At 42.3% G+C, this 14,696-nt stretch carries 10 protein-coding genes and 1 tRNA gene; 8 read left to right on the forward strand and 3 right to left on the reverse strand.

The features are described from left to right. Positions 1–40 precede the first annotated feature (40 nt). Both dhaK and dhaL read left to right on the forward strand, forming a co-directional pair. The gene (gene dhaK / locus FD723_RS27160) at positions 41–1,117 is read left to right on the forward strand and encodes a dihydroxyacetone kinase subunit DhaK (RefSeq protein ID WP_179068140.1); all 1,077 of its coding nucleotides are present in this window, start codon (positions 41–43) and stop codon (positions 1,115–1,117) included. A 45-nt stretch (positions 1,118–1,162) separates the two neighbouring features. Beyond that, positions 1,163–1,807: a dihydroxyacetone kinase subunit DhaL gene (dhaL, locus tag FD723_RS27165; RefSeq protein ID WP_179068141.1), complete on the forward strand. Its 645-nt coding sequence runs from the start codon at positions 1,163–1,165 to the stop codon at positions 1,805–1,807. Positions 1,808–1,822: 15 nt separating this feature from the next. Here the strand turns inward: dhaL and FD723_RS27170 are convergent, their stop codons facing one another. Together FD723_RS27170 and FD723_RS27175 are read right to left on the reverse strand one after the other, a co-directional pair. Beyond that, positions 1,823–2,443: a hypothetical protein gene (locus FD723_RS27170; RefSeq protein ID WP_179068142.1), complete on the reverse strand. Its 621-nt coding sequence runs from the start codon at positions 2,441–2,443 to the stop codon at positions 1,823–1,825. A gap of 221 nt (positions 2,444–2,664) precedes the next feature. Continuing rightward, on the reverse strand, positions 2,665–4,971 hold the full coding sequence (locus tag FD723_RS27175) for an IMS domain-containing protein (protein WP_179068143.1): 2,307 nt from the start codon (positions 4,969–4,971) through the stop codon (positions 2,665–2,667). 867 nt (positions 4,972–5,838) lie between these two features. Between FD723_RS27175 and pdhA the strand changes: the two genes are divergently transcribed. From pdhA to FD723_RS27205, 6 genes are all read left to right on the forward strand, one after another. Continuing rightward, the gene (gene pdhA / locus FD723_RS27180) at positions 5,839–6,873 is read left to right on the forward strand and encodes a pyruvate dehydrogenase (acetyl-transferring) E1 component subunit alpha (protein ID WP_179068144.1); all 1,035 of its coding nucleotides are present in this window, start codon (positions 5,839–5,841) and stop codon (positions 6,871–6,873) included. A gap of 100 nt (positions 6,874–6,973) precedes the next feature. Next, a complete protein-coding gene (locus FD723_RS27185; protein ID WP_179068145.1) occupies positions 6,974–7,843 on the forward strand; it encodes an aldose epimerase in 870 nt (289 codons plus the stop codon). Positions 7,844–7,904: 61 nt separating this feature from the next. Further along, a tRNA-Lys gene (locus tag FD723_RS27190) sits at positions 7,905–7,976 on the forward strand. Between the two features lie 322 nt (positions 7,977–8,298). Further along, positions 8,299–9,378 carry a class II fructose-bisphosphate aldolase gene (gene fba, locus FD723_RS27195; protein ID WP_094348068.1) on the forward strand — a complete coding sequence of 360 codons (1,080 nt, stop codon included), beginning with the start codon at positions 8,299–8,301 and terminating at the stop codon, positions 9,376–9,378. Between the two features lie 266 nt (positions 9,379–9,644). Beyond that, positions 9,645–10,730 (forward strand): DUF4350 domain-containing protein, encoded by a 1,086-nt coding sequence (locus tag FD723_RS27200; RefSeq protein WP_179068146.1) that lies wholly within the window; start codon positions 9,645–9,647, stop codon positions 10,728–10,730. 114 nt (positions 10,731–10,844) lie between these two features. Beyond that, entirely contained in the window at positions 10,845–11,795 is a 951-nt protein-coding gene (locus FD723_RS27205; protein WP_179068147.1) for a MoxR family ATPase, read from the forward strand. 554 nt (positions 11,796–12,349) lie between these two features. On the opposite strand, the gene FD723_RS27210 is transcribed toward FD723_RS27205, so the two are convergent. Further along, positions 12,350–14,242 (reverse strand): serine/threonine-protein kinase, encoded by a 1,893-nt coding sequence (locus tag FD723_RS27210; protein ID WP_179068148.1) that lies wholly within the window; start codon positions 14,240–14,242, stop codon positions 12,350–12,352. Positions 14,243–14,696 lie beyond the last annotated feature (454 nt).

Raw genomic sequence — 14,696 nt, forward strand, 5'->3', positions numbered from 1 at the left:
ATAACCTGGATTTTACCACCCTTTTAACCAAACACGGATTATGAAAAAGCTGATCAACAAGCCGGAAGACTTCGTGCGGGAAAGTCTAGAAGGTATGGCGGCGGCTCATTCCGATTTAATTAAACTGAACTACGATCCGACTTTTGTCTATCGAGCCGATGCACCAATACAGGGTAAAGTAGCAATTATTTCTGGTGGTGGCAGTGGACATGAACCGATGCACGCTGGCTTCGTGGGCAAAGGAATGCTGGATGCAGCTTGTCCTGGCGAGGTTTTCACTTCACCGACTCCCGACCAAATGCTAGAAGCAGCAAAGTTTGTAGATGGAGGTTCAGGTATCCTTTATATCGTCAAAAATTACAGTGGCGATGTGATGAATTTTGAGATCGCAACAGAGTTAGCCCGTGGTGAAGGCATTCGAGTGCTAAATATTTTGATTGATGATGATGTAGCAGTGAAAGATAGCCTCTATACCCAAGGACGGCGGGGTGTCGGAACAACAATCCTGGCGGAAAAAATTTGTGGCGCTGCGGCTGAGGCTGGGTATGATTTGCCACAAATAGCAAATTTATGTCGCCGAGTCAATCTGAATGGGCGGAGTATGGGAATTGCTCTAACATCTTGTACAGTACCTGCCAATGGAACGCCAACATTTGAATTGAGCGATCGCGAAATCGAATTAGGTATCGGTATTCACGGTGAACCAGGAACAGAGCGTACAGCCATCAAACCAGTTGACGAGATTACCGAAATTTTGACGCGATCGCTCCTTGAGGATGCAGCATACAGCCGCATACTCCGCGAGTGGGATGAAGACAAAGAACAATGGGTAGATGTAGAACTAACAAATCTCCCATTTGCCAAAGGCGATCGCTTGTTAGCTTTCGTCAATAGTATGGGTGGAACCCCGATTTCCGAACTGTATCTTGTTTACCGCAAACTCGCCCAAATCTGCGAACAGCAAGGATTGCAAATTGTGCGAAACTTGATAGGCCCTTACATCACATCTCTAGAAATGCAAGGTTGTTCCATTACCCTGCTGAAATTAGATGATGAGATGATCCGGTTATGGGACGCACCAGTAAAAACGCCAAGTTGGCGCTGGGGAATTTCATAATTACGTTAGCGTAGCGGTAGCAACGTAGGAGCGTCATTACGAATTATGTTGAGTCAAACGCAGATATTGCAATGGTTGCAGGCTTATGCAACCGAGATAGAGCAGAATAAAGCATATTTGACAGAATTAGATGCTGCGATCGGAGATGCTGATCACGGGATCAATATGGATCGCGGCTTCAAAAAGGTAAGCGCTCAGTTACCAACTATTACAGACAAAGACATCAGCAGCATTCTCAAAGCTGTGAGTATGACCTTAATTTCTTCCATTGGCGGTGCTAGTGGGCCTCTTTATGGCACCTGGTTTTTACGAGCCAGTACAGCAGTAGTTGGTAAGCAAGAATTAACAGAACAAGATATTTTAGGACTACTCCAAGCAGGCTTAGACGGTGTGCTACAACGCGGCAAAGCGCAACTAGGAGACAAAACGATGATTGATGTGCTATCTCCGGCTGTAGCCGCTTTTAGGCAAGCTGTAGAAGAAAATAAGGGGACACTAGAAGCTATGCAAAAGGCTGTAGCAGCAGCCCAAAGTGGGTTGCAGGAAACTATACCAATGCAGGCGAAAAAGGGACGGGCTAGCTACCTGGGTGAACGGAGTATTGGACATCCAGACCCAGGAGGGACTTCTGCTTATTTGATGTTGAAAAGTTTACTAGGGGTGTTAGAAAGTTCCTTTGACAAAGAGTAAAGCCTTAAATAAAAACTATTTCTCTATTTTTACTTTGAGATTCAGAAGTTGAAGTAGATTTTGAAGCTTGATATTATTCCAACTCAAAGCTACTGAAGTTTCAATAGTTAAATTTCCTTGTTTAAGGTTAGTAATCAAAGTAGAACCATTTTCAAGACTATAGAAGAGGTCATCTAAAAGCTGCAATTGATTTCGAGCAAGAGTATAGTAAACCTTATCATTTTCAATTCTAACCTCTTTTGGTAAAGCTTCATTGGGAAGTTTACCTCCTAAAAATGTTTTCCAACCTGCAATGAGGTAACGATAAGCAATGGATTCAGTATCAAATTCAGGAGGTTTCAATAAGCGAAGTTCCCCTTCAAGATAATCTTCATTAAGAGTTATTTTCTCAGGAGTAAAATGTAATTTTACTTGAATCTTATTGTATTCTATTGTTGCAATAAGTCCCTCTTCAGAGTGTGGTTTTAGACTTTTTAATTGCTCAACTCTAGATTCGGCTTGTTGACAAAGAAGTAAAACCATTTTTTTGGTCAAAGTCAACTGTTTAGCACCTGAGCTAAATATAATGTATTCTTCTAGGCTTCTTTTTAGAAATTGTCTAGACTCCTGAAACGCTGCTGCAATCTTTCCAAACATAATGCTCTTCGAGGAATATTTAAGCTTCTATTTATAAGTATTCCCACAGAATTCAGTGAAATCACCATAATCAGACGACGATTTCTGGGAATTAGCTTTCTCAAGCTATACAAATTTGTCTTGTGATATTGTTGATTTGTCAGATTACTGAATTATTAAAGCCTTCTAAGAGAACATTTCAGCGCAGAGCTAAGTTATAGAGATAACTTCAAAATTCCAACTTATCTAATTATCTGATTCACAACAGATGCACTCTGAATACGCCACTTACCTCGTTCTCGAATCAAATCATACCTAACTCGCAAATTCTCGTTAGAAGACTTTTGAAACTGACCATTTTCATATAACTGTGTCGCTTCCTTCACCGTAGCTACCACTGCGGCACGATCTGCAAATAACTCAATTTTCTCTACAGATTCCACCTTCAGACTATGATCGTACTTGCGATAGCGGTTGTCTGTCTTATCTTGTTGAGCAATCAGCCGCCATTGAGACAAAGCGGAACCAGTTAAAATATTCTCTAAATTATTAATCTTATGATTCGGCCCTAAAGCTTCGGCTTTGGTAGATAGCCAATTCTGAATAACTTCTTCTGCCGTTGCATCTGTTAAAGGGCCATCTGTTGGTTGTGGTTTACTACCTGGAGGGGGAATAAGTGTTGGTGGTTCATTTATTTGTATAAACAATTGTGAAACAGGTGGAGTTCGTGTAGGAAAAAACAGATTTTTTAACCATCCAAAAGTTGTTGTGGCTAACACCCAGAAAACTAATAGACTCACCAAAGAAATAAATACTCTCCATACCAGCCGTGTTTTCCCTTCGATGGTGTTAGCAAAGGTTCGCCGCCGCCGGGGACGACGAGAATGAGGGCGATTATCTGGTACACGTACTCGGCTAGCAGATGGAGTTGGTTTTCTCCGGCGACGCTTTTGATTATGATTGGGTGTAGCACTTTTAGCTGAACCGTTCAAATGCTCCTTTGTGCCTCTACTCATCCGTTCAGCAGCAGGAACCTCTGATTTGACACTCTCTGATGAATTCCATATAGGTGGTGAGAAATTTGAATATTCAGGTGTTTCTTTTGTTGGTGTTTCTGGCAAATCTAGGTCAGGTGTTCTGTTGTGATTAAATTTCCCGGAATTCCTAGTTGAATTGTTAGGGAAAGGCGAATTATTGGTCTGCGGCTTGGGAAAATATTGGGGGTTAATTACAGCCCATTCATTAGTGGTTTCTGCATCCGTTGGCAGTGCTTCTAAATAAGCTTGTACCTGTTGGTTAGCAAAGTAATCTTTTAGAAAAGCTTGCTGATTTGCTAAATCTCGAAAATGGGGAAATACTTCGTGTTGCAACCACTGTTCTGCATATAGACACAGCCCTGGTAACAAATCTGGAGAGTCTTGAGATTTTTCGCGAATAAAAGCTAAAGCTTCGTACTCTTGACTAAGTTCTAAAACACGGGTTGCTTCTTCAGTTTGTCCTAAGAGTAAAGCACATAGCGACTGTTCTAAATGTACATCTTGGCGCTTACCCAGACGTATGAGCATTTGCCTTGCTTGACGAATTAAAGCCGGTTGCCGTTGAGCAAATCCCCGTGCTATCAAGGCATAAACAGCTAAGTAAGTGGCAACAGCAGAATTACGTTTGCTTTGGGCTTCAAATAACTTGTGTTGTTCTGCGACTGTTAAGTGGTTGCGTAACTGCTGGATAAAACGCAGAAAGTCATCTATATTTAAACCAGAGTCATCATTATTCGTGCCATCAATTCCGCCACGATCTTCTAAGAGATTTTGTAATAATTCTAAACCTTGGCTGCGTTCGGCAGTTTTCTCTTGAGGCAGTGCCAACAACTCCAAAATTCGATATGGCCGCAATTTGTAAAGATCCGCCTGAATTTCCGCCTGGACACTTGAGAATAACCCTTCGCGTACTAACAGTTCTTGACCAGTTTCTAAGGATATGGCGGCATTTTCGTAGTGACCTTGCTGCCACTGTTCACGACCTAATTCTAGACAAGCAAGAGCAACAGTGAGAACAACATCGGGATGTTCAGCACTTTCGTGTATTTCTTCGTCTGCTAAATTATTGCTTTTTCTTGCACTTGTAGCACCATTTTTATTTACCAGGTACGGACGACCTAGTTTTAGTACAAGTTCGTATTCCCCCAACTCCTGCAAAATTAATAAAGCGCCAACTAATTCGTCTTGGGTAATTTCGATACCCAGACTTTGGATGTCACTACCCCGTTTGGTGCTTTCTGGACGATTTTCCAGTGCTACTGCGGCAGCAGCAAGGTTATCAGGGTCATAGGCGTGAGCAAGATAAAGCTGATCGTAGGTACTGCGTTGTTTTGGATCTGATAAAACCACGTAAGCTTCTTCTATGAGTTGTTTACGAGAAGAAATTGCTGCCTGAGAATACTCACGTCGAGGCAATTGTACAATGCGATCGCTGTATGCCTGCCGCAATTGTTCTTCACTTGCCGCTAACGGTAGTCCTAAAATTCGGTAGTAATCTAGCGGAATTCGCACAGCCTACTTCCCCTGCACCGTGATCAACATAATTCACCTAGAGCGTTCCAGGCCTGTAAAACCGTGCCATAACAGTGCCGTATAGAATTTACTCTACAAGTGTATATTGCAACAACTTGTTTTGTACCTTCCTGAAATTTTGAGTCACATTCTAGTACTAATTTTTTGTTTTCGCCTAGAAAGCCTCAATTTTTTGTCTTATTTCTTAGTATTTTTGTTTAACACAACTATTATCAGCCTTCGATATCACAAACCACAACTACCGCTTTTAATCACGGCATAAATGTTGTGGTTGCAAGAATCTATTGATAATTGATTTTTTCGGGACTTTCCCAGTAGAGGGTAGCAAAAATACCACTATTGAGGATTAGACCCTGATAACAGGAGAAGCAAATCATATCATAATTAACCTTTAATTACAATTATCGATTTGGGTACAAAGACTTTTGCTTCTTTTTTTTAAATTGTTAATGGATATGCAGAAAGCAGCCTATCTTGATTGCTAGTCTATGAAGGGGAATATTTAGGAGTGCTGAGTGCTGAGTTCTAAGTTATGAGTTCTGAGTAAGACGTAATACTTATGAATCTTTTTACTCAGCACTCGTTACTCAGCACTCTATAGGTGAGAGAGAAAAACCCAAAGCGGTAAATATTGCCGTTAGAGTCAAATCCTCACGGGGTATGGGCTGAAAAGTTAAAAATCAAAAATTAAAACTTCAGCTATTCCCTAAGACCCTTTTTTGGTGCATAAATAAAGTTTGATTGTTGAGTCTTGCAAACGCTAGCCTGTTAAAAGCTTAGTTGTTATCAGACCAACTTATTTTAAGACCGTAACTTTAAGTTGTACAACAGGGATACTCAAAAATAATGGTTCAAGAGCGTACTTTACCCACATTTAATCCTGCTACTACGCACATTACGAAGGAAGAAGGGTTACGGTTGTATGAGGATATGGTATTAGGGCGCTTGTTTGAAGACAAGTGCGCTGAAATGTACTACAGGGGCAAAATGTTTGGTTTTGTCCATTTGTACAACGGTCAAGAAGCCGTTTGCAGCGGTGTTGTCCAGTCCATGCGACCGGGTGAAGATTACGTCTGTAGTACTTACCGCGACCACGTTCATGCTCTAAGTGCGGGTGTACCAGCAAGAGAGGTAATGGCAGAATTATTTGGCAAAGCCACAGGTTGCAGCAAAGGGCGCGGTGGTTCCATGCACATGTTTTCTGCCGAACATCGCTTGCTAGGTGGTTACGCTTTTGTAGCTGAGGGAATTCCTGTAGCCGCTGGAGCGGCTTTTCAAAGCAAATACCGCCGCGAAGTACTGGGAGATGAAAGTGCTGACCAAGTGACAGCTTGCTTTTTTGGCGATGGTGCTGCTAACAACGGTCAGTTTTTCGAGACACTAAATATGGCTGCACTCTGGAAACTGCCAATTCTTTTTGTGGTCGAAAATAATAAGTGGGCCATTGGGATGTCTCATGAACGAGCCACTTCCCAGCCAGAGATTTATAAAAAAGCCAGTGTGTTTAACATGGTGGGCGTAGAAGTTGATGGTATGGATGTACTAGCAGTCCGATCCGTGGCACAAGAAGCTGTAGCCCGTGCCCGAGCAGGTGAAGGCCCAACATTAATTGAAGCACTTACCTACCGCTTCCGGGGTCATTCCTTGGCAGATCCAGATGAAATGCGAAGCAAAGCGGAGAAAGAATTTTGGTTTGCCCGTGACCCAATTAAGAAGTTGGCAGCTTATTTGCTGGAGCAAAGTCTGGCGGATGAGCAAGAGATTAAAGCCATTGACCGTAAAATTCAGGATGTAATCGACGACGCCGTTAAGTTTGCCGAAAGCAGCCCTGAACCAGACCCCAGCGAGTTATATCGTTTCGTGTTTGCAGAAGACGAATAAACAGTGCTGAGTTATGAGTGCTGAGTGCTGAGTATTTTTTATTCTACTCAGAACTCAGCACTGCGTACTCAGCACTCCACCTTACCCAGGACTAAAATTTGTGTTTAGCATTGCAGTTCAACAGCAACAGTACAAGACCTATATTCTTTCTGACGAAGCCGCTGGTTCTCAGTTGGAAGTCGTACCCGAACGCGGTGGGATCATCACTCGTTGGCGCATTCAAGGGCAAGAAATTTTCTATCTGGATACTGAACGCTTTACTCATCCTGAGTTGAGTGTCAGAGGTGGAAATCCAATTTTGTTTCCTATTTGTGGCAATCTACCAGATGATACTTACACTCATAACGGTCAAAAATATACTCTCAAGCAACACGGTTTTGCTCGTGAATTGCCGTGGTTAGCAACAGAACAAGAAACTGGAGATAAAGCTAGTCTGACTGTCGTTCTGAATAGCAATGAGCAAACCAAGGCTGTTTATCCTTTTGATTTTCAACTGGCTTTCACATACGAACTTCAAGGTAATACCCTAGAAGTCCGCCAGAAGTATAAAAACTTGTCATCCACACCAATGCCCTTTTCGGCTGGTTTCCATCCGTACTTTCTGTGTGGTGATAAAACTCAGTTAGAGCTTGAAATTCCCTCTCAGCAGTATCAAGACAATCAAACTAAAGAATTTCACTTCTTTGACGGCAATTTTGACTTTAGCCGTGATGAAATTGATTTTGCCTTTGGACAGCTAACGAGTCAATCGGCCACTGCGATAGATCGCAGCCGGAAGTTAAAACTCACCTTGGATTATGATGATTTCTCCACCTACCTGGTATTTTGGACAGTCAAAGGCAAAGAATTCTACTGTCTAGAGCCGTGGAGTGCGACTCGTAACTCTCTCAATACTGGTGATAACCTGACTGTGTTAGCACCAGGAGCTAGCCACACTGTATCTGTAAGGTTAACGGCAAATTTTTTCTAAATCCCTTTACAAATCTACAGATGTATATGCTATGATGGCAAAGTTGCGAAACGCAGCAAAAGGGTCGCTAACTCAACGGTAGAGTACTCGGCTTTTAACCGATTAGTTCCGGGTTCGAATCCCGGGCGACCCATACAAAAATTTATTGGATGAAATGAAGGGGCGATCGCTCCTCTTTATAATTTTAGTAAAAAGCATTTGGGATACTGGGCTACCAAAGCTACTAGTTATAGGGTAGCTAAATGTACAGCAGTAAAGAGCGTGTATGGGGCATAGTACAGCAGTAGGGAGCGAGTATAGGACTTTTTTATAGTAACTATGACGTAAACTTTTTCAACATAGACACACGACACTAGTTATAATTTCCTATAAGTTGAAAAAACTCTTAAGATTTAGCGTAATCATTACGCTTCTCTCAGACCGATTAGCTGACAACCACATTAGGAGGACTATCTATGGCGCTTGTACCACTGCGGCTGCTGTTGGATCACGCAGCTGAAAACGGTTACGGCATTCCAGCTTTCAACGTTAACAATTTGGAGCAGATTCAGGCAATCCTGAAGGCTGCTGTCGAGACAGATAGCCCCGTAATTTTGCAAGCTTCACGCGGCGCTCGTGCTTATGCAGGAGAAAACTTCTTGCGCCACCTAATTTTGGCAGCAGTAGAAACCTATCCTCACATTCCCATTGTCATGCACCAAGATCATGGGAATGCTCCTGCTACCTGCTACTCAGCAATTAAGAACAACTTCACCAGCGTGATGATGGATGGTTCTTTAGAAGCTGATGCTAAGACTCCCGCTAGCTTCGAGTACAACGTTAATGTTACCCGCGAAGTTGTAAATGTAGCTCATGCTTTGGGTGTCAGCGTTGAAGGTGAACTCGGTTGTTTGGGTTCTCTAGAAACTGGTGCTGGTGAAGCTGAAGATGGTCACGGGTTTGAAGGTACACTCGACCACTCTCAACTGCTAACCGACCCTGATGAAGCTGTTGAATTCGTAGAAGCAACCCAAGTAGATGCTTTGGCTGTTGCCATTGGCACTAGCCACGGTGCTTACAAGTTTACCCGCAAGCCGACAGGTGAAATTTTGGCAATCAGCCGCATTGAAGAAATTCACCGCCGTCTGCCTAACACCCACTTGGTAATGCACGGTTCTTCTTCTGTACCTGAAGATTTGCTAGCACTGATTAACCAATATGGTGGTGCAATTCCTGAAACCTACGGTGTACCTGTAGAAGAAATCCAAAAAGGCATTAAGAGTGGTGTACGTAAAGTAAATATCGACACCGACAACCGTTTAGCTATTACTGCTGCTGTCCGTGAAGCTTTGGCTAAAAAACCAGAGGAGTTTGACCCCCGTCACTTCCTCAAGCCTTCCATTACATACATGCAGAAGGTTTGTGCTGAACGCTATCAGCAATTTGGTACTGCTGGCAACGCCAGCAAGATTAAGCAAATTTCTTTGGAAGATTTTGCTGCTAAGTATGCTAAAGGTGAACTCAACGTTGTTACCAAAGCAGCTGCTAAAGTTTAATTTTGACAGCTAATAAATAGGGGCATAGCGCTGTTATGCTCCTAAAAAACTGAGGATTTTAATGTTGTCAGAAACCGGGTGTTTACCCGGTTTTTTGTTTTATTTGCAAAATAAGCTGATGTCTAAAGTGGCTAATCTTCTGTTTTGGGAGTTATCAAGAGCGATCGCGCTTAGTTCTTCCCAAGAGTAATTAAAATTTACCCTCAAAACTCTAAACTATTGAGAGGTTGTTCAAATCCCTCAATGGTTTAGAGTGAAAGTCAAAAATGAAACGTCCAAATCGCCTTGCTTGGATCGGAGCGATCGCACTATTTGCGATGGTTCTACTTAGTTTGTTCGCGGCTCCCAATAATACTAAACTTAATGCTGGTTCTACTTATAACCACGCCCCTGATGGCTATGGTGCTTGGTATGCTTTTATGCAACAACAGGGAACTTCTATTAAACGCTGGCAAAAGCCTTTTAGTGATATTAAGCCAGAAAATAGCCCAATTACCCTCCTCCAGGTAGGCGGGGAGACGATACTGGGTAGTAAAGAGCGTGAATGGGTAGAAAAAGGAAATACTTTGGTCATTTTGGGTGCGGGAGCGCGGGTTACTGAAGCGGAGTTTAGCACTATGCAGAAATCTCCCCAGGGTAATATCAAAATTGATACAAGTAGACGAAATAAGAGAGCTAAACAGGAGCAAGTTGATTTAGGCGATCGCTTTGGTGCTGTTGTCTGGAAAGAAAATTACGAACGAGGAAAAGTGATTTTTTCTACCACTCCTTATTTAGCCGCCAATGCTTACCAAGATAATTTAAGTAATTTCAAGTATCTAGCTAGTCTAGTAACTGAAAAAAATAACACAATCTTTGTCGATGAATACATCCACGGTTATAAAGATTCAGATGTCAGGAAGAAAGAAAACGAAGGAGATTTATCTAGCTTTTTTGCTAAAACTCCTTTATTGCCAATATTAGTGCAGGTAGGTATCTTGCTATTAGTGCTAATTTGGGCGCAGAATCGCCGTTTTGGTAAGCCAGTAGCTTTAGATATACCAGTTACAGATAACAGCGAGGCATATATCCAAGCTTTAGCTGGAGTCTTACAGAAAGCTGATACCACCGACTTTGTTGTAGAGATGGTGGGTAAACAAGAACAACTACAACTCCAAAAAGCCTTAGGATTAGGACAAATACTTTTAGAACGTGAAGCCTTGATCAATTTTTGGATCGAAAAAACAGGTGCAAGTGCAGCAGAACTAGATGCAGTTTTAAAGCTACAATCTCGCAAACAACCCATCAGTGAACAAGACCTGTTAAGCTGGTTGGGGAAATGGCGAACCATTAGATTAATTCGTAATTCGTAATGACGCTCCTACAGACGCTCGATTACTCGCTACCGCTGCGCTAACGTAATTCGTAATTAATTTTTGGAATTATGCATATAATATTTTTTCGTTAGTTATTTATCAATAAAAAATATGAGCGAAACTCATCCGATCTTAATTCGCCTTGGTCAAAGTCTTAATCAAGTAATTGTTGGACAATCTAGCCTAATACAACAACTTTTAGTAGCACTACTATCAGGTGGGCACGTAATTTTAGAAGGAGTACCGGGAACTGGTAAAACCCTCCTAGTAAAAGTGTTGGCGCAGTTAATTCAAGGGGAGTTTCGCCGGATTCAATTAACACCAGATGTTTTACCTTCAGATATTACTGGTACAAATATTTTTGATTTGAATAGCCGCAATTTCACTTTGAAAAAAGGGCCAATATTTACTGAAGTGCTGCTAGCAGACGAAATTAATCGTACTCCTCCCAAGACACAAGCGGCGCTACTAGAAGCAATGGAAGAGATGCAGGTAACGCTGGATGGTGAAAGTTTACCATTACCTGATTTATTTTGGGTGATTGCAACCCAAAATCCTCTTGAATTTGAAGGCACTTATCCCTTACCAGAAGCGCAGTTGGACAGATTTTTATTTAAGCTGGTGGTAGATTACCCCGACCAAGCTGCTGAAAAACAAATGTTACTCAATCGTCAGGCGGGTTTTGCAGCACGGCGTTTGGATATTAGCCGTTTAAAACCAATCGCAACAATCGCTGACATTTTGCAAGCACGACAAGCAGTCAAAGAAGTTAAAGTATCAGAAGCGATCGTTGATTATTTGTTGGCGTTGGTGAGAACATCACGTCAATATCCTGATTTAACTTTGGGCGCATCGCCTCGCGCCGCCGGTGCTTGGTTGCAAACATCTCAAGCCCTAGCTTGGTTAGCTGGAAGAGATTTTGTCACACCAGATGATGTTAAAGCAGTTGCATCGCCACTACTACGTCATCGCCTCATTTTGAAACCAGAAGCAATGCTGGATGGTTTACAAATTGATGCAGTAATTGCCTCGGTAATTAATCAAGTACCAGTTCCAAGATAAAAACTATTTGGGACTTCCAAGAAATAAATTACCCAATATTATATGGTGGGCATCTTGCCCACCATATAATAAACTGGGCGGGCGGGACGCCCACCCCACAAGAGTTATTTCTATACAATAGTAAATTCTGACATAGGAAATTTTGGTTTTAAGGCAATATAGTTCAGATAAGGCCAAAACACTTGTAGATACGGCAATACTTTTCGGGTTTTGGGAGAAAGGGGAAGGGGTAAAGGTAAATTCAAACCCTTACCCCTTCACCTTTAACCTTTCCCCAGATCAAAATAGAGATTGTTGGGTTTATCCGAAAAGTATTGGTAGATACGGCGATTTATCGCGTCTCGAAAACCCAATATGCTTGGGTTTTAAGGTGCTAAGGGAGAGACGACTAGCATATTAGACCTCTTGCAAAAGTGCCTTTTGCAAGAGGTGGGGAAAGGGGGAAAGGTTAAAGGGGAATGTTAATTCTATCCCTTTTCCCTTTAACCCTTACCCTTTACCCGACTTATGCAAGAAGTCTACTGATTTCTAACCGTCTTTTGGGCTGATTATTTCTAAATTCTGTTATTAGGTAAATTTTGCTGGTTGCTTGGCTCTTTACGAGATTGCGATTGAGTATATATATAGGTTACTAATGCTAAAGTCACTCCAATGGCCAAAATCACTCCCAGGATTCGCAAGAAATTGGGAGTAATTCTCGTAGCTAGCTGCTCATTTAGCCTTGGTTGGTAAATAGTGTCATCGGTTCGCACTTGTGGTCTGCCTTGATGAGATGCAGCCCGAGGTTGATACAACGTCACATCTGGTGGCACTTGTGGTCTGCCTTGATTAGACGCTGGTCGTGGTTGAAACAGTGTCTTATCTGGTGGCACTTGTTGCCCACCTTGATTAGATGCCTGTCGTGGCTGAAACAGGGTTTTATCTGGTGGCACTTGTTGCCCACCTTGATTAGATGCCTGTCGTGGCTGAAACAGGGTTTTATCTGGTGGCAATTGTTGCCCACCTTGATTAGATGCCTGTCGTGGCTGAAACAGTGTTTTATCAGGTGGTACTTGTTGTCCACCTTGAGTAGATGTCTGTCGTGGTTGATATAACGTTACGTCTGGTTTGCTGGTGTTCGGATTATTCACAGGACTCTGTTGATTTTGCTCAACTGGGTTAAACGGTCTGGGAACAGTTTCGTGATTTGAACCTTGATTGTACTCAGGTTGAATAGGAGGAACAGTTTCTTCAGGTTGGTTTTGCTCAATCGGCTTAAATGATCTGGGAACAGTTTCGTGATTTGAACCCTGATTGTATGCAGATGGAGGACGCAGAATGGTGTCGTCGTTCGATTGTCTGGGAATAGTTTCGTGATTTGAACCCTGATTGTATGCAGATGGAGGACGCAGAATGGTGTCGTCGTTCGATTGTCTGGGAATAGTTTCGTGATTTGAACCTTGATTGTCGAAAGATTGCGATCGCCCAGTAATCTGTCCGGGTACACTAGTATTGCCCGTAATAAATTTGGCAGCAGATTGCAAAGCCTGACTGAGTTCTTCTACAGTTGCAAATCGGTTAGCTGGGTTTTTGTGGAGGCATTTCATCACCACGGCTTCCAATTGTACGGGTAAATGCTCACATCCTGGTTGCGATCGCAGTGGTTTTGGTGGCTCATAAGCATGAGCCAATACCCAAGAAGCCTCACTGATATGACTACCCTTAATGCTGATTCCAAATGGATCGGCTGCACTCAGCATTTCATAAAGGATAATCCCTAAGCTGTAAATATCACCCCTGGCATCCAAGTTTTGATCGCTTTGGATTTGTTCGGGAGGTGCGTAACGAAACGTACCGATAAATGTACTAGTTATATTTGTAATATTGGAATTTTCTGAAGATTCACTACGAATTTTGGCAACACCAAAATCCAAAACCTTGACCCACTCTCCCAAATCTGTAGGCGTCAAAAATATATTATCTGGCTTTAAGTCGCGGTGAACTACCTGAATATGCTCAGTAGTTTTGCCACCTTCCCGTTGCAGAGTAACTCCTTGATGAGCAAGTTGTAGACCCTTACAAACTTGCGCCATAATCTTTACCGTCCGCTCAACAGATAGCCGCTTTTCGCGCAGCAGTAATTGCCTGAGCGTTTGCCCCCGCAAATATTCCATCACATAAAATGGAAAACCTTCTGGAGTTACACCACAGTCACTAATTTTGACGATATGATCACTTTGCAAAGCAGCACAAACTGCCACCTCACGCTCAAAACGCTTTCTCATTTCTTGTGATGCCACCAGCGTATCTTTGAGCAACTTCAAAGCTACCTGTTGACCGACACGGGTATCCGTTGCTAGGAAGACTTCTCCCATGCCACCCCCGCCTAACCGTCTGTCTAAACGGTATCGCTGGTTATCACCTACTAAGCGACCATTCCAAGAATTTGAAGAAGGTGGGGATTTCATCTGGGGCAACCCATCTTAAGTTACGTTAAAGTTTTAACTTTAGTCAGAGATAATACTATTATTACAAATAATACATCTTTTTACTTGCTTCGTAGGTTAGATGAATAGTTGTAATATATGCTACTAGTTGTTTATCTAATTATACTCAGCTTAACATAAAACTAAGGCTGACAATTTGATAAAATGTTTAAAATTAAGACCTTTGGTAGTTGAAATTGGTTCCTGATGTGAAGTTCACGTAAATTAGGCTGGGGACTGGGAAATTTGGTGGGAAATTCACATACAGTACTTACGCAAAACGACCAAAAAGCTTAATTTATTGAACACCATTTTCTGCGAAATACTACGTATAGCTTGCTTGTTTGCAGAGGTACACGCAGTCTCTCGTAGAGAAAAGAATAATTCTAGGACTTACGCACTTTATACACGGGAGGTAGAGCCTAGCTGGACAATA

The sequence above is a fragment of the Nostoc sp. C052 genome, assembly GCF_013393905.1.
Taxonomy (GTDB): domain Bacteria; phylum Cyanobacteriota; class Cyanobacteriia; order Cyanobacteriales; family Nostocaceae; genus Nostoc.